The organism is Neorhizobium sp. T6_25 (assembly GCF_002968555.1).
In the GTDB taxonomy this organism is placed as follows: Bacteria; Pseudomonadota; Alphaproteobacteria; order Rhizobiales; family Rhizobiaceae; genus Neorhizobium.
In genome coordinates this window covers 418613-434801 of sequence record NZ_PVBL01000001.1, presented here as the reverse complement: position 1 = coordinate 434801, position 16189 = coordinate 418613, and the positions used below count along the sequence as shown (strand labels likewise).

The 16189-nt window shown below is 62.6% G+C and carries 14 protein-coding genes; 5 read left to right on the top strand and 9 right to left on the bottom strand.

Annotation, left to right across the window (positions count from 1 at the left end):
- Nucleotides 1-4 precede the first annotated feature (4 nt).
- From C5L10_RS01945 to C5L10_RS01935, 3 genes are read left to right on the top strand one after another with little or no spacing between them, the layout of a single operon-like run.
- The gene (locus tag C5L10_RS01945; protein ID WP_105428287.1) at nt 5-1993 is read left to right on the top strand and encodes a hydantoinase B/oxoprolinase family protein; all 1989 of its coding nucleotides are present in this window, start codon (nt 5-7) and stop codon (nt 1991-1993) included.
- The gene (locus tag C5L10_RS01940) at nt 1990-2313 is read left to right on the top strand and encodes a (2Fe-2S)-binding protein (RefSeq protein ID WP_105428286.1); all 324 of its coding nucleotides are present in this window, start codon (nt 1990-1992) and stop codon (nt 2311-2313) included. Before C5L10_RS01945 ends, C5L10_RS01940 begins: the two co-directional genes overlap by 4 nt.
- Complete coding sequence (locus C5L10_RS01935; RefSeq protein WP_105428285.1) at nt 2310-3677, top strand: NAD(P)/FAD-dependent oxidoreductase; 1368 nt, start codon at nt 2310-2312, stop codon at nt 3675-3677. The genes C5L10_RS01940 and C5L10_RS01935 overlap by 4 nt, the downstream gene beginning before the upstream one ends.
- Nucleotides 3678-3694: 17 nt before the next feature.
- Here the strand turns inward: C5L10_RS01935 and C5L10_RS01930 are convergent, their stop codons facing one another.
- On the bottom strand, nt 3695-4600 hold the full coding sequence (locus C5L10_RS01930) for a LysR family transcriptional regulator (RefSeq protein WP_105428284.1): 906 nt from the start codon (nt 4598-4600) through the stop codon (nt 3695-3697).
- A 56-nt stretch (nt 4601-4656) separates the two neighbouring features.
- Nucleotides 4657-5982 (bottom strand): FAD-binding oxidoreductase, encoded by a 1326-nt coding sequence (locus C5L10_RS01925; protein ID WP_105428283.1) that lies wholly within the window; start codon nt 5980-5982, stop codon nt 4657-4659.
- 235 nt (nt 5983-6217) lie between these two features.
- On the opposite strand from C5L10_RS01925, the gene C5L10_RS01920 reads away from it, so the two are divergent.
- Entirely contained in the window at nt 6218-6694 is a 477-nt protein-coding gene (locus C5L10_RS01920) for an Lrp/AsnC family transcriptional regulator (protein WP_105428282.1), read from the top strand.
- 54 nt (nt 6695-6748) lie between these two features.
- On the opposite strand, the gene C5L10_RS01915 is transcribed toward C5L10_RS01920, so the two are convergent.
- The 7 genes from C5L10_RS01915 to C5L10_RS01885 form a co-directional block, all read right to left on the bottom strand.
- Nucleotides 6749-8407: an ABC transporter ATP-binding protein gene (locus C5L10_RS01915; protein ID WP_105428281.1), complete on the bottom strand. Its 1659-nt coding sequence runs from the start codon at nt 8405-8407 to the stop codon at nt 6749-6751.
- A complete protein-coding gene (locus tag C5L10_RS01910; RefSeq protein ID WP_172716869.1) occupies nt 8408-9250 on the bottom strand; it encodes an ABC transporter permease in 843 nt (280 codons plus the stop codon).
- Nucleotides 9251-9252: 2 nt separating this feature from the next.
- Entirely contained in the window at nt 9253-10245 is a 993-nt protein-coding gene (locus C5L10_RS01905; RefSeq protein WP_371411906.1) for an ABC transporter permease, read from the bottom strand.
- A gap of 79 nt (nt 10246-10324) precedes the next feature.
- Nucleotides 10325-11935, bottom strand: coding sequence for an ABC transporter substrate-binding protein (locus C5L10_RS01900; protein WP_105428279.1), 1611 nt, complete (start codon nt 11933-11935; stop codon nt 10325-10327).
- Nucleotides 11936-12013: 78 nt separating this feature from the next.
- The gene (locus tag C5L10_RS01895) at nt 12014-12730 is read right to left on the bottom strand and encodes an HAD-IA family hydrolase (RefSeq protein ID WP_172716868.1); all 717 of its coding nucleotides are present in this window, start codon (nt 12728-12730) and stop codon (nt 12014-12016) included.
- Nucleotides 12731-12963: 233 nt separating this feature from the next.
- Entirely contained in the window at nt 12964-14340 is a 1377-nt protein-coding gene (locus tag C5L10_RS01890) for an aspartate aminotransferase family protein (protein WP_105428277.1), read from the bottom strand.
- Between the two features lie 13 nt (nt 14341-14353).
- On the bottom strand, nt 14354-15190 hold the full coding sequence (locus C5L10_RS01885; RefSeq protein WP_105428276.1) for a GNAT family N-acetyltransferase: 837 nt from the start codon (nt 15188-15190) through the stop codon (nt 14354-14356).
- A gap of 326 nt (nt 15191-15516) precedes the next feature.
- Between C5L10_RS01885 and C5L10_RS01880 the strand changes: the two genes are divergently transcribed.
- The gene (locus tag C5L10_RS01880; RefSeq protein ID WP_105428366.1) at nt 15517-16185 is read left to right on the top strand and encodes a haloacid dehalogenase type II; all 669 of its coding nucleotides are present in this window, start codon (nt 15517-15519) and stop codon (nt 16183-16185) included.
- Nucleotides 16186-16189 lie beyond the last annotated feature (4 nt).

Here is a 16189-nt window from a genome sequence, read left to right as displayed (position 1 = left end):
GCCCATGTTCGATCCCTTGAACCTTCAGGTGTTTGCCAATCACACCCGCGCTGCCGCCGAAAACATGGCTTATACGCTGCAGCGGACCGCGCATTCCGCTTTCGTCAAGGAGACGGAAGACTTCACGGTCATGCTGGTCAACCGCAAAGGCGAGACGTTCGGCGTACCGATGGGAATGGGCGCGACCTGGTATCCGGGTCTCACCTATGGCCGCGCGATCGCGATGATCGACGACTACAAGCCCGGCGACGTGGCATTCACCAACGATCCCTATTCCTGCTTCGTGGCGACGCACGCGCCGGACACCCATCTGTGGAAACCGGTCTTCTACGATGGCGAGATCATCGCCTGGACCGGCGGTCATATCCACAACACCGACATGGGCGGCGCGGTGCCGGCCTCCCTGTCGCGAGCGTTGACGGAAATCCATCAGGAGGGCATCCGCTTCCCGCCGATGAAACTGGTCAATGAAGGTGTTTTCGACGAAGACATCCTGAAGATCATGACCACCAATGTCCGCAAGCCCGATCTCAATATCGGCGACATGAAGGCCCTGGTCGGGGCGCTCAACACGGGCGAGCGCAAGATCCTCGCCATGGTTGAAAAATTCGGGAGGGAGGTCTTTCTCGAAGGCACCGAGGTCCTGCTCGACCACGCCGAAGCGCAGGCGCGCGATCTTCTGCGCTCGATGCCTGACGGGACCTGGAAATTCGTCGATTATGCCGACGAGGATTCGGTCGAAGCCAACCCGTGCCGGCTGAAGCTGACGCTGACGATCCGGGCCGACGAGGCGATTCTCGATTTCACCGGTTCCGATCCGCAGCTCGGCTCTTCGCTCAATGTCCCGTCGGGCGGCGATCCGCGCCATACGATGCTTCTGGTCGGTGTCTATTACGTACTTTACACGCTGAACCCGAAGATCCTCCTCAATACCGGCCTGACGAGACCGTTCACCTGCATCACGCCAAAGGGCAGTGTCCTCAATCCGATCGCGCCGGCTGCGGTCGGCATGCGCTCGCTGACCTGCGCGCGGCTGCGATCCGTCATATTCGGCGCCTTCTGCCAGGCCGTGCCTGAAAAGCTGCCGGCAGCACCTGCAGGCAACAATTGCATCGTCAACGTCATGACGACCGACGAACGAAACGGCCGTACCGTGATTGCCGCCGTCAATCCGGTGGTCGGCGGCGGCGGCGGCATGCCCCACCGCGATGGCACCAACGGCTCCGGCGCCGATGCCGCCTATCTCAAGAATACGCCGATCGAGATCACCGAGACGGAAGTGCCGATCGAGTTCGTCAAATACGGCCTGGCAAAGGACAGCGGTGGCGCCGGACGCTGGCGCGGCGGGCTGGCGACCGAAATGGCCTTCCGGGTCTTCTCGCCCGGCAGCCGTATCACCGCCCGCAACCGCGACCGCAGCTTTTTCCGACCCTGGGGCACGCTGGGCGGCAGAGCGGCCGGCCTCTCCGACATGGTGCTGAACCCCGGCCGCGACGACTTTCAGCGGCTCGGCAATATCGATACCGCGGTTCTGCAGCCCGGCGATGTCCTGGAGATCCGCTCAGCCGGCGGCGGCGGGCGCGGCAACCCGATCGAGCGCGAGACCTGGCGCGTCGCGCAGGACGTCGCACGCGGTTATGTTTCCTCCGAGGCTGCCGGGCGTGACTACGGCGTCGTCATCCGCGGCGGCATCGTGGACGAGGCTGAAACCGAAAAGGTGAGAGCCGCTCGGACCGCGCCGACCGGGCACTTCCACTATGGTCCCGAGCGCGAGGGCTACGAGGCGCAATGGACGCCTGAGGCCTACGACCTGCTGACCGACCTGCTGCAGGGCCTTCCCATCCATTGGCGCTTCTTCACCAAGACGGAGATCTTCCGTCGGATGAAGGGGCGGATCGGAGCCGAAGGCGTGGCCGCCGCGTTCGCGGATGTGCGCGCACGTTTCACGAACATGCCAAGCCCTGCCGAGGCACGGAAAGAGGCTGCCGAATGACGTCGCGATTGCAGCCTGCCGGCCTGTGGGGCCGAATTGTGCGCCTTGCCGAAAAGGGCAGGCCGCCGGTGCGGTTCCGGCTGGATGGCGTCGATTGCGAGGCACTGGCCGGCGACACGGTGCTCACCGCCGTCCTGGTCTGCGCGCCTGCCGTGCGCCAGTCGGAATTCGGCAAAGAGAAACGGGCCGGCTTCTGTCTGATGGGAGCCTGCCAGGATTGCTGGCTGTGGCAGGAAGAGGGCGGGCGGCTGCGTGCGTGTTCCACATTGGTCACCGAGGGTATGCAATTGCGGACTGTGCCGCCGGAAACATGGCCATGACGCCGCCGGGCGCTGAAAACGTGGTGATCGTCGGCGCCGGCCCGGCCGGAATCCGCGCCGCCGAGCGTCTGGTCCATGCCGGGATCAGACCCATCGTCATCGACGAGGGCATCAAAGCCGGCGGCCAGATCTATCGACGCCCGCCACACGGTTTCGCGCGACCGCCGGCCCAGCTCTACGGATCGGTAGCCCGCAAGGCCGCGGCGCTTCATACGGTGTTCGACCGCATGGTTGCCGCCGGACAGATCGACTATCATCCGCAAAGTTCGGTCCTGACGATCGCCGGCCATTTCCTGCAGGCGCTGACGCCGGCCGGTCGCAGGGATTTCACCTACGACCGCCTGATCCTTGCCACCGGCGCCATGGATCGCCTGGCGCCGGTCCCCGGCTGGCAGGCGCCGGGTGTCTACAGCCTCGGGGCGGCACAGATCGCCCTGAAGGCGCAGGGCGTGGCCCTCGGCAGCCGGATCGTTCTTGCCGGTTCGGGGCCGCTGCTGACACTCGTCGCGACCCAGTTGGCGAACGCCGGCGCCAAAATCGCCGCGATCCTCGACACGTCCGCGATCCGCGATCAGGCGGCGGGTCTTCCGGGCATGCTGGCAAGGCCGGGCCTGGTCCTGCGTGGCCTGCTGATGCGGACAAAGCTCGGCCGGCTTTATCATGCCGGTGTGACCTTGGAGCGGATCGAAACAGACGAACGCGGCCCCGTCGGCCTGTGCTGGCGGGATGCAAACGGCCGGGCCCATGTGACGGCATGCGACATGGTTGGCCTCGGCTGGCATCTGCGCGCCGAAACGCAGCTCGCGGGCCTGGCAGGCTGCAGGTTCGACTACGACGAAAGCTGGTCGCAATGGCTGCCCCGGACCGACCGGATGGGCAGGGCGGCCGAGGGGCTTTATCTGGCCGGTGATGGCCTGAGAATTCTCGGTGCGGACGGGGCGGAGGTCGCCGGTCGGCTTGCCGCGACTGCCTGCCTTGCCGATATGGGGCTTCCTTCGCCGGACGCGGGGTCGGATCTGCGCCGGTTGGGCCGATATGAACGGTTTGCCCGCGCCATTGCACGTGCCTTTCCCTGGCCCGGCGACATGGTCCGCGCCGTTCCCGACTGTACGATCGTCTGCCGCTGTGAAGGGGTGACGGCGGGCCAGTTGCGCGAGAGCGTCGTTTATGGCGGGGGCGAAGCCAACCGGGTCAAATCGCTGGCGCGCGTCGGAATGGGCCGCTGCCAGGGGCGTTACTGTCAGCTCGCCTGTGCCGAGTTGATCGCCGAGAAGGCGTGCATCAAGGTTTGCGATGCGGGACGGCTCCGCGAACAGGCGCCGGCCAGGCCCCTGCCGATCGGCCTGTGGGTTCGCGATGCCTGACCGGTTGGCTAGCAGGCTTATGGTACCAGACCGCTTGCCTTCAGGACGCTGGCGCAGGCGTCGCGCAGATTGTCGCGCATGGCGAGATGGCTTCCCGTCAAAGGCCGGTCCCGGCTGGTGAGCAGGGCAATCGGCACGGAAATCTTCTGCCGCAGCGGCTTGAGGACAAGGCCCGGGAATTGCTGCCATGGCAGGAGCCCGTCAACGATTGCGACACCAAAGCCGTCGCGGACGAAGGGGAGGGCGGTAATCGAGATATCGATCTCGATCGCCGGGTTGAATATCTGCATTTCCGCGGCCGCGGCGCTGACCAGAAGGCGGCCCGGCAGTGTGCCGGCCCGGTAGGAGATCAAAGTCTCGTCCTGCAGGTCGGCAAAGCCGATCCGATCCAATTCGGCCAGCCGATGGTGTTCAGGGACGATGCAGACAAGCTGCGTGTGCCCGAGTGTCTCCACCTCGATGCCGGGGCGGGCCGTGTTGTTCATCACGATTCCAAGCGGCGCATCACCGTCCCGGATCATATCGACGACGTTGACCAGCGGGGCGATCAGCGAGCGCACGACGATATCGGGATGGGCCGCACGGAACGACAGAAGCGCTTTGGGTACGATCGCCATCGCCGGCGGTGCCGATGCGGCGACCCGGATCAGTCCGGTGCGGCCGAAACGCATGTCCGTGGTGCGGCGCCGAAGGGCGCCGAGTTCGGAGAAAATCCGTTCGCACTCCGGATAAAGTTCTTCGGCCTCCCGGGTCGGAACCAGCTTCCCGCGGACCCGGTTGAAAAGCTTGAAGCCCAACTGGTCCTCGGCATGCAGCAGGATCTGGCTGAGCGCCGGCTGCGATATGTTGAGCATCGCTGCAGCTCCGGTCACCGTTCCGGTCCGCATGAGCATGCAAAAGACCTCAAGCTGGCGTGCCTGCATCCGGTTCACCGTGTCCTTTGGTTCGCGGGTCTCACTCTAGTCTATAGGCTCCAAGATCAGAAATCCGCCACCTTGCCCCAGGCGGACGTTTGAAAACGTTTGGGATGATAGGGTAGCGGGTCGACGATCGGGGTGGCGGCGGTGACGATGTCGGCGATCAGGTGGCCGGCGCCGGGTCCGATACCAAAACCGTGGCCGCTGAACCCCGCGGCCAGAACGAAACCCGGAACACTCGCGACTTCGCCGATCGCCGGAACCCCGTCGGGGGTCGAGTCGATATAGCCGGCCCAGCTCGCAGTGATGCGGCGCCCGCCGATCGCCGGCAGCAGTTCGACGGCGCGCTTATATGTCAGCTTGATCGTGCTGGCGTCGATGGCCGGGTCGAGGATGCGCATATGCTCCATCGGCGTTGGCCGGTCCAGCCGCCAGCGGGCCAGGCTTTCATGACCGCTGCGCAGACCTTCAAGGCCGCCGGGTGACAGGCTGCGCCAGCGGCGCATGAACATCGGCAGGAACTGCGCCGCGAAACGGATGTTCTGGGCCGTCAGGTCGATCCGTCCGCGTCCGCTGATGGCGAGCGTGTGGCCACCGTCACCCCGGCGGGTCACCGAGACGCGGGCGGTGTGGAGCGCATCCGGCAGGTTCCCGTCACCGGGACCGACGGAGAGAATGGAGGAGCGGGTCGAGGCCTGCGGGAACCGAATGCCGAGCTGGCGGCAGAAGGACGACGCCCAGGCACCGCCGGAAAGGATTGCGACCTTGGTCCGGATCGTGCCGTGTTCGGTTACCACAGCCGAGAGCCTGCCGCCTTCCGTCTCGATGCCGCGCGCCGCGCAGTTCTGGAGCACCGCCCCGCCCAGTTTTACGATCGCGCGGGCGACTGCCGGGGCCGCGTTGGCGGGGTCGGCGGTCCCGTCCGTCGGCGAGTACACGCCGCCTTTCCAGCTGCGTCGCGTCGCCTTGCCGCGCTCGGTTGCCTCGGCACTGTCGAGCATGTGGGTGGTGACGCCCACCGTGCGGGCGAAATCCCGCCAGCGGGCCCAGCCTGCCAGTTCTTCCTCGTTGTTGCTGAGATAGAGGAGACCGCAGCGCCGGAAGCCGGTATCCTCGCCGGTCTCGGCGGCAAAGCGTTCCCACAGGTCGAGGCTTTTGGTCGCCATCGGAAGTTCGCGCGCATCGCGGTTCTGCTGCCGGCACCAGCCCCAGTTGCGGCTCGACTGCTCGGCGCCGACACGCCCCTTCTCGACGAGCACCACCTTCAGGCCGCGTCCGGCGAGATAATAAGCCGTGAAGACGCCGACGATACCGGCCCCGATGACGACCGCGTCGGCGGCAGTCGGCAGTCGGGCGTCGGTTTCGACGAGCGTGAGCGGTGCTGGCATGACAATCGATCTCCTGGCGCAGACGGGTCGGTGCGTCATCATAATGGTGCATCCCGTATCGAGGTTACTGCACACGCCGCTTGAACCGCACAAGATTCCGCTCATGGCCGATGATGCAACTTATTGTGCCGACCGTTCGTGCGCAGAATGGAATAGACAAGACAAGCCAATACGTTAAAGTCGATCTCGGAAATCTGCGGCATAAAATGCCGCTGCCCTTGGGAGGTGTCCTCACGTGAAGCTCGATCGTATCGACATCAAGATCCTCTACGAGTTGCAGAAGAACGGTCGCATCACCAATGTCGAGCTTGCCGAACTGGTCAATCTTTCACCCAGCCCCTGCCTGATGCGGGTCAAGAAGCTTCAGCAAGAAGGGTATATCGAGGGTTATTCGGCCCAGATCAACATCGGCAAGCTTGGCCAGACCTTGACGGTCTTCACCGAGATCACGCTCAAAAACCATCGGCAGATCGACTTCGCGCGTTTTCTCGCAGCCGTGGAAAAAGTCGACCAGGTGATCGAATGCCACCTGGTGTCGGGCGGGTACGACTATATGCTCAAATTCGTCACCGCCGGTATCGGCGAATATCAGACAATCATGGAACGGCTGACCGATATGGATATCGGAATCGACAAATATTTCAGCTTCGTTGTCCTGAAGTCACCGATCGTCAAAGCGCATATGCCGCTCATCAGCCTGTTCCGGGTATAGCCGCGCTTGGGTCCAAGCCGCATTGCCCATGGAAGTTAGACGGCAATTGCCGCCTCAGCCGTGCACATAGGTTTTGACGAGTTCCGGATCGCGCTCCAGGCGATCGAGCCAGCTCGGATCGAGCTTCGGCACGGACGAGAACAGCAGTTTCGAATAGGGGTGCTGCGGGACCTTCGAGATCGCAGGCGTGATTTCCTCGACCTTGCGGCCGTTATACATCACGACGATCTCGTCGCAGATCGCCTCGACAACCGAGAGATCGTGGCTGATGAAGATGTAGGAGAGGGAAAGTTCCCGCTGCATTTCCTTGAGGAGATCGATGACCGCCGCGGCAACGACGGTGTCGAGGGCAGAGGTGATCTCGTCGCAGACGATCAGTTTCGGTTCGGCGGCGAGCGCCCGGGCAAAATTGACGCGCTGTTTCTGACCGCCCGAAAGCTCGGCGGGGGTCCGGCTGCGAAGGGTCTTCGGCAGGCGGACCATGTCGAGAAGCTCGTCGATCCGGGCATCCCGGATCTTGCCCTTCATGCCGTGGTAGAATTTCAGCGGCCGTCCGAGAATTTCCTCGATCGTTTTGGCCGGATTGAGCGAGGTGTCGGCATGCTGGAAGACGATCTGCAGCTCGCGCAACTGCTCGCGGCTTCTCTGCCGGGCGGAGCGGGCAAGGTCGCGCCCGTCGAGGGTTAGTTGACCGGCTGATGCGGGCAGGATACCGGCAATCGAGCGAGCAAGCGTGGACTTGCCGCAGCCGGATTCACCGATGATGCCGAGATTGCGGCCTCGTTCCAGGGAGAGGCTTGCCTCCTGCACGGCCTTGACGAGCGGCAGACCGTCGGCTTGGACTGGGCCGTATCCGGCAATCAGGCCATTGACCTTCAGGAGCGGCGCGTGTTCCCGCGCTGCAACGACGACGCTTTCGCCGCGAGACTTCGGTTCAAACGCCGACAGCAGCTCGCGCGTATAGGGATGCTTGGCATCGGACAGGATATCGGCGGTGCTGCCGACTTCCTGCACATCGCCGCCGCGCAGCACGACGATGCGGTCGGCGATCTGTGCGACGACCGCCAGATCGTGGGATACATAGACGCCGGCGATGCCGCTTTTCTTCATCACCGCCTTGAAGGCGCGCAGCACCTCGATCTGGGTGGTCACGTCGAGCGCGGTTGTCGGCTCGTCGAATATGACGAGCTTCGGATCGGCGATGAGCGCCATCGCGGCGGCAAGACGCTGCAACTGGCCACCAGAAACCTGGTGCGGATAACGGTTGCCGATCTGCTCGGGATTGGGCAGCGAAAGCGCCCTGAACAGGGAAATCGCCTTCTCCCTGGCCTGCGCTATCGGCATCAGACGATGGATGCGCGTCACTTCCACGACCTGGTCGATGATGCGCTTCGACGGGTTGAACGCGGCCGCGGCTGACTGCGGCACATAGGAGACCTCGAGGCCACGCACATGTGCGCGCTGAGGCTCGCTCAGCGTCACCATGTCCTTGCCGGCCACTGTGACGCTGCCGCTCGAGATCCGACAGCCGGGACGGGCATAGCCCATGATTGTCAGCGCGATGGTCGTCTTTCCCGATCCGCTTTCTCCGATTAGGGCGACGATTTCGCCCGGCGCAACATCGAGGTCGATGCCTTTGATAATCTCGATGCGACGGCCCGCATCGGTGGTTGCCTCGACCCTCAAATCGCGAATTTCTACGAGATTTTCCATTCACGTGCTCCGATCGCGGATCTTCTTGGGCAAATTGTCGATCAGCAGATTGACGCTGATGGTGAGGCTCGCAATTGCCAGCGAGGGAACGATGACGGCAGGCGCCCCGAATGGCAGGCCGCCGATATTCTCGTGAACCAGTGCTCCCCAATCCGCATAGGGCGGCTGGACGCCGAGACCCAGGAAGGAAAGCCCGGAGAGAAGGAGGACGACGAACACGAAGCGGAGGCCGAAATCGGCAAGCAGTGGCCCGGTGATGTTCGGCAGGATTTCCGAAAAGACGACATAAGTAATGCCCTCGCCACGGGTTCGGGCGACCGTGATGTAATCCATCGTATTCACGTTTACGGCAAGTGATCGGGCAAACCGATAGGCGCCGGGCGTGTAGATCACGGCGAGCATGATGATCAGAACGGGAAGCGACGACCCGACCGCGGCAGCGACGACCAGACCCGAAAGCTTGCTGGGAATTGAGTTGAGGGCGTCGAGGAGGCGGCTCAATAGCGTATCGAACCAGCCGCCGATAACGGCAGCCGCCATGCCGAGCGCCGCACCGCTGAAACACGCAAGGCAGACGGCCGCAAGCGAGATGCCGACCGTATAGCGGGCGCCCATCATGATGCGCGAGAACATGTCCCGGCCCAGATAGTCGGAGCCGAGAAGCAGTTTGCTGCTCATCGGGCCGAAATAGTCTTCGTCGATGATCTCGCCGACGGGATAGGGGATGATATGGGGCGCGAGAAGGGCGATCACCGCCCAGAAGAGAATGATCGCAAAACCGATCATTCCAACCCAGCTGAAACGATAACTCACTCTACGGGGCCGCGTTGTAAGCGTCGTCATGGTCAGCGCACCCTCGGATTGGCCAGGATTGCAACAATGTCGGCGAACGTGATGAGTGTGAGGTAGCCGACGCAGAAAATGATGGCGCAGGATTGAATGAGCGGCAGATCCCGCGTGGAAACACCATCGACCATCAGCTTTGCGACGCCCGGGTAGTTGAAGATCGTCTCGACGATGATGACGCCGCCGACCAGATAGGAGAGCGAGAGAGCAATCGCATTGGCGATCGGGCCGACCGCATTCGGCAATGCGTGCAGCAGGACTGCGCGCCAGCGTGACGCACCTTTGAGGATCGCGGCCTCGACATAGGGCGTGTTGATCGTATCGATGACGGCGGCGCGGGTCATGCGGATCATCTGGGCCGAGACGACAAAGGTGAGCGTGATGACCGGCATGGCGTAAATCCTCAGCACCTGCCAGAAGGACGTGACATCGCTGGCGAACGAAAGCGCCGGCAACCATTTGAGATAGACGGAGAACAGGAGCACGGCCGAGGTCGCAATCATGAACTCGGGCACCGAGATGATGCCGATCGTCAGGATCGTCACGATACGGTCATAGACCGAACCGCGAAACATAGCGGCGGTGATGCCAAGCGTCAGCGACAGGGGAACCGCAAAAAGAGTGACGATGCCGGCAAGGCGCATCGTGTTGACGAACCGCGCTCCGATCAGCTCTGCGACCGGTAGATTGTTGACATAGGATATCCCCAGATCGCCCTGCAGCAATCCGATGAGCCATCGCCCGAAGCGGAGGAAGGCGGGTTCGTCGAGATGCATCGCGGCCCTGAGGCCGGCAACGGCGTCCGGCGTCGCGGCCTGACCGAGCAGGATCGTGGCAGTATCGCCAGGCAGCATTGCCGTTGCAAAGAAAACCGCAAAGGACACGATCAGCAGCGTCAGCGCGGAACTGCCGAGCCGGTTCGTGATGAGTCCAAGGACGTAGGTGCGCAATGGGATCTCCTTGCCTGAAAAGTTCGAGATAGCCGGCACCATCCATGGACGAACCAGGACAGCGCTATCAGGCGCAACCACGGCGGCAGAGAAAGCTTCCCCTGCCGCCAAGGATCAAGCCTCAGGCGTCGAGCCAGACGTATTCGGCAAAGGCGTAACCCATCATGCCGCCGAGCGGGTTGGCTTCAAGGCCCTTCAATTTCCCCGAGATCGCATCCACGTTCGAAATGTAGACCGGGATGACCGTACCGGCTTCCTCGGAAATCATCACCTGCATCTGGCCGTAGATTTCCTTGCGCTTGGCCTCGTCGAGAAGACCGCGCGCCTCGACGAGCATATTATCGAATTTCTCCGACTTGTACTGGCTTTCATTCCACGGTGCGTTGGAGGCATAGAGAAGCGAGAACAGGATGTCCGGCGTTGGCCGCGGGTTGATATTGCCGAAGTGAACCGGTGCCTTCAGCCAGTAATTCGACCAATAGCCATCGGAAGGAACGCGCTGAACGTCAAACTTCATGCCGATCTCGGAACCCGACTGCTGGAGGAGCGTCGCCATTTCAACCGCCGCGTTCGGCGCTTCCGACGTGATCATCGGGATGGACTGGCCGAGCAGGCCGGCCTTCTGGAAATGGAACTTGGCCTTGTCCGGATCGTAGGCTTTCGGTTTCAGTTCCGCATTATGATAGACGCTGGCCGGAGAGACCGGCTGGTCGTTTGCGATTTCGGCGAGGCCACGCAACACGGATTTCTGAATCTGCTGCCGGTTGATTAGATATTTCATGCCGGCAGCGAAATCGGCCTTGTTGCCGGGGGCGAGATCGAGACGGATGTTGAGGTCGGTATAGTTGCCCGACGTCGTCTGCGACAGCACGAAGCCGGGTTGGCTTTCCACCAGCTTCATCGAGCGCGGCTTGATCGACGCCGCGAGATGGATATCCCCCGAAAGCAGAGCGTTGACGCGCGCGTTGTCGTCGCTGATGGCGAAGAATTCGAACGAATCCACGTTGGGACCGTCAGCCTTGAAGTAGTTGGGATTCTTGGTGAAGATCGATTTGACGCCCGGCTGGAAGGTTTCCATCTTGAACGCGCCGGTACCGATGCCCTTCGAAAAGTCGGTCGTCCCGTCCTGCACGATCATGAAATGGTGCTGCGACAGGATGGTCGGCAAGTCGGCATTCGGGTTGGCCAGGGTAATCTCGACCGTCAGCGAGTCGACGTCCTTGACGTCGGCGATCTGTTTGGCAATCGCGTTGACCTTGGAGCCGACGGCAGGATCGAGATGCCGCTTCAGCGAGAAGACGACGTCTTTCGACGACAGCGACTTGCCGTCGTGGAAGGTGACGCCGGAGCGAAGCTTGACGGTCCAGACCTTGGCGTCTCCGCTCTTGATGCTTTCGGCAAGTTCCATCTGAACGGTGCCGCCCTTATCAAGGAAAGTCAGGCGATTGTAGATTGCGCAACAGCGGACGTAGTCGGTCGACAGCGACGCCTTGGCCGGATCGAGTGTATCGGCGGTCGACGACGACCAGCCGGCCGCCTTCAAATGCCCGCCCGACTTCGGGGTGGCCGCCACCGCGCTGGAGGCGCGGCCGAGGATCAGGCCACCTGCGGAAAGCGCAACGCCACCTGCCAACATCATCGTCAGCAGTTCGCGGCGGCTTGCGCCCCGGCGGATGGCGGTCTCGATCAAAGCGTCGTCGGACGTGGTCCAGTTCGTGATCTTGTCGTTCATGTCATTCCCCTTTTCGCTGGTTGGCGGGTAACCCATCTTCCGTGGTTTTGGCCCGATGCTTGAAAATCGTGAATTCTGTCAGCTGCCGTGCGCGGTCCTCACAGCTTCGGCCAGTCCGGCCATGGACTTGAAATGATAGTCGGGTTCGGTGAACTGCGACGGCTCGATCGTGCCGCCGTAGCCAGGCTGCGCATGTCGACGCTGGATCCAGCAATTCGTCATGCCGAGATCGCGGGAAACGCCAATGTCGTGATACTGGCTCTGGGCGACATGCAGGATGTCGCTCTTGTCGTCCCCATCCTTGGCAACGAAGTCGAACACCTTGTGGAAGAAGGCCGGATCAGGCTTTTCCGTACCGGTGTCGTCGGCGGTGAAAGCGGCATAAAACGGATTGCCGAGCGCCGCTGCGAAATAGTCGAAAGCCCAGCGGCGCGCATTGGTCATGGCGATCAGGCGATAACGCCTGCCAAGCTCTGCCATCGCCGCGGAACTATCGGGAAAAGCCTTCCAGATCTTGGCGGAATCCCGCAGGCGAATGCCATAGGCCTCCTCGGCCGGCAGTCCGAGCTTCGGCGCAATTGCAAGATAGACGCGCACCAGGTCGTCGGGGAAAAGATCGGCATCTCCGGAATACCGGGCGGCGCGATACAGGGAAAGCGCCTCTTCGCTGTCGATGGCGACATCGGCTTCGGCGGCGATCCCCTGCAGGCAGGACGTCAGGCCGCTCTCGAAATCGATGAGCGTGCCGACCACGTCGAAGGTCATGTACTTGAATTCCGGAAGAGCTTTTGTCAATTCCATATCCCCAGTTGATGCTGCTGGCGGAGCGCCGTCTGCGAAAGAATATGCTGTTCCCAACCTGGACCTTTTTCTATCAAAAATCCCGGATTTTCGGGCTTTAAGGCCCTCGTTAGCGATAATAGTGACAGTTCGACGGAACGGTTTTCGCCGAATCGGTAGGGCCGCTCGGCACAAAATTTCGAAAACGGGCTGTCGACGATATTTCGGCCGGCAGCACCGAGGCCGGGTCAACCCTTCACCGCGCGGCGGACATCGGGATCTTCCAGGGTCTGATCCAGTGTCTTTGCGGTGCGTTCGATAATCGCGTCGATATCCGCCTCCGTGCAGCAGAGCGGCGGGGCATATCCAATGACGCCGTTCGCAAAGGCCCGGATCACCAGTCCATTGTCCCAGGCGCGGTCGAACACCCGGCGGGCCGGCGCGGCTTCGGCCGGCAGAGGCGTTTTGGCGGCTTTGTCGGTAACCAGCTCGATGGCCGCCAGCATGCCGCGACCCCGGACATCGCCGACCAGCGGGTGGGACTTGAGGCTTTCGAGACCTGCCATAAGCCGCGCGCCGGCCTTGATACCGTTCTCGAGCAGCCCGCCTTCGTAGAGCCTCAGCACTTCCAGACCGACGGCGGCGCTGACAGGGTGGGCCGAATAGGTGTAACCATGCCCGACCGCCGAGGCACCGGCGCCATCGGCGATCACCTGGTAGACATGATCCGCCATGAGCACAGCGCCCATCGGAACGTAACCCGAGGTCAGGCCCTTGGCCGTCGTCATGAAATCGGGGACGATGTCATCCTCGCTGCAGGCGAACAGCGGTCCGGTGCGGCCGAAGCCGGTAATTACCTCGTCGGCGACGAACAGGATGCCGTATTCCTTGCAGAGGTTGCGGATCGCCTTCATCCAGCCCCTGGGCGGAACGATGACGCCGCCGGAACCCTGGATCGGCTCTGCATAGAAGGCCGCCACGCGATCGGCGCCGACCGCCTCGACCTTCGCTTTCAGCGCAGCAAGCGAGGCTTCGATGATCGATTTCGCGTCGTCGCCGACCGGGTTGCGATAGGGGTAAGGTGACGGAATCTTGTGCTGCCAGTCGAAGGGAATGCCGAAGCCCGCATGGAAGTTCGGCAGTGCCGTCAGGCCGGCGCCGACCGTGGAGGAACCGTGATAACCCTGCTCGATCGAGATGAACTGATCGCGTTGCGGCTGACCCTTGGCAATCCAGTAATAGCGGATGAAGCGGATCGTGCTGTCGACGGCATCCGAGCCGCCAAGCGTGAAGTAGACATGGTCGAGATCGCCCGGTGCACGGTCGGCAAGCTCGGCGGCAAGCCGGATGGCCGGCTCGGAACCGAGGCCGAAATAGGCGGTTGCGTAGGGAAGCTCCCGCATCTGACGGGCGGCGGCCTCGACGATCGACTCATGCCCGTAACCGGCATTGACGCACCAGAGACCGGCAAAACCGTCTATCAGTTGGTGTCCTTGAGCGTCGGTGACGGTCGCGCCCTTGCCCGAGGCGAGCACCCGCACGCCCTGCTGTTCATGGCCGCGATAAGACGCGACAGGATGGACGAGATGGGCGCGGTCGAGTTCGATGAGGGAATTGCTGAGCATGGTCGTCTCCGGATCAGCCGAGGGCTTGGTTGGCCAGGGCAAAGGTGGTGAATGTCGAGGTCGCGGGACGGACCACGACCGGGCGTGCCATTGCGATGCCGCCGCCCGCATGGGCGAGCGAATGCTCGGCCAGCCACGCGGCGAGGCCGGCATCGCCGGTATCGACCCTGAGGAAGACACCGGACCTGCGGCTCATGAAATGCCTGACGAGCGCCTTGGCATCCTCGAGATCCGTCGCGACGACGGGTCCGACGACCTCGCCGCGACCGAACGCCCTAATGCAGGCAAACCCTGCGATCTTGCCACTGCGGCGGATCACCGTGAACTCGCCGATTTCGGCGAATTTTGCCATCAGCGCCGAGCGGGTGGCGCCAAAGGCGTCGCGATCGATGGCGGCAATCTCGGAGAGATCGGAAGCCGTGGCGGTCTCGGTGTCGGTGGGCGCCGGTACTTCGCCAACGGTGCCCTGATGCTGGAAAACGGCGCCGGTCTTTCGGAAACCCAGCTTTTCATAAAGCGGCAGGCCGTCGGAGGTGGCGATCAGCCGAAGCGGGCGCTCGCCACCAAGTCCGAGGACTGCGTCCATCAGGCGGCGTCCGACGCCACGGCCACGCATGTTGGCGCCGACGATCACCATGTTGATCGTGGCGCAGTCATCGCCGTAAGGGGTCATCAATGCCGTGCCGACCACTTCGCCGGTCTCGTCCAACGCGACCACGCCGTGGCTCAGGTGCAGGGCGACCTGCCAGTCCTGCAGGCGGTGCGGCCAGTCGGCTTCGCGCGAAAGCTGGGTGGCGCGATCCAGGTGCTCGATGCCGAAAGGTATGGTTTCGATGTCTCCGACTTGCATCGACAATGCTCTCCATTTTGAGCTTCGAGTTTCGAGGGGAAGGGGCCGGACGATTATCCGAAGGCGGGGCCGGCGGCGGTATCTTTCGCCAAACCGGCGGCACGGGACCGCATCTTATGCCGCACGTCCGCAATCGTGGTCGAAAAAAGCCTGGTCGTCGGTCGCCACGCCGGCCACGATCTGCAACCAAATGCCAAACCGGCGCCACGATACGAAACTTTCTGCTTCGGATTGGGGGAAATCAGTCGGCTCGGCTGCCCGAAGCGGCCTTATGATCATGTCGTCAACCGAAAGGCTCGATGGGCCATCACGCAAGGACCAAGCGCATGACGACGTTCCGCCCGAAATACATCACCTTCGACTGCTACGGCACGCTGACCAACTTCCAGATGGCCGAAGCTGCGCGTGACCTCTATGGTGATCGTCTCGACGAGCCGCGCATGGTGAAGTTCATCAAGAATTTCGCAGCCTACCGGTTGGACGAGATCCTGGGCGACTGGAAACCCTATGCAGATGTCGTCCACAACTCGCTGGAGCGCAGTTGCAAGGCGAACGGCGTCGCCTTCAAGGATGAAGACGCCAGGATGGTCTACGAGCGCGTGCCGACATGGGGTCCCCATGCGGATGTTCCTGCCGGTCTTGCCAAGGTCGCCAGAGAAATCCCGCTCGTCATCCTCTCGAACGCGATGAACGACCAGATCCACTCAAACGTCGCAAAGCTGGGCGCTCCGTTCCACGCCGTCTATACGGCGGAACAGGCAAACGCCTACAAGCCGCGCTTTCGGGCCTTCGAATACATGTTCGATATGCTCGGCTGCGGCCCGGAGGACATTCTTCATTGCTCCTCGTCCTTCCGTTACGACCTGATGTCGGCGCATGACCTCGGCATCAAGAACAAGGTCTGGGTCAACCGGGGTCACGAGCCGGCCAACCCTTTCTATGGCTATGTGGAAATCTCCGACATTTCCGGCCTGCCGGGCGTGGTCGGTCTCTAAGGAA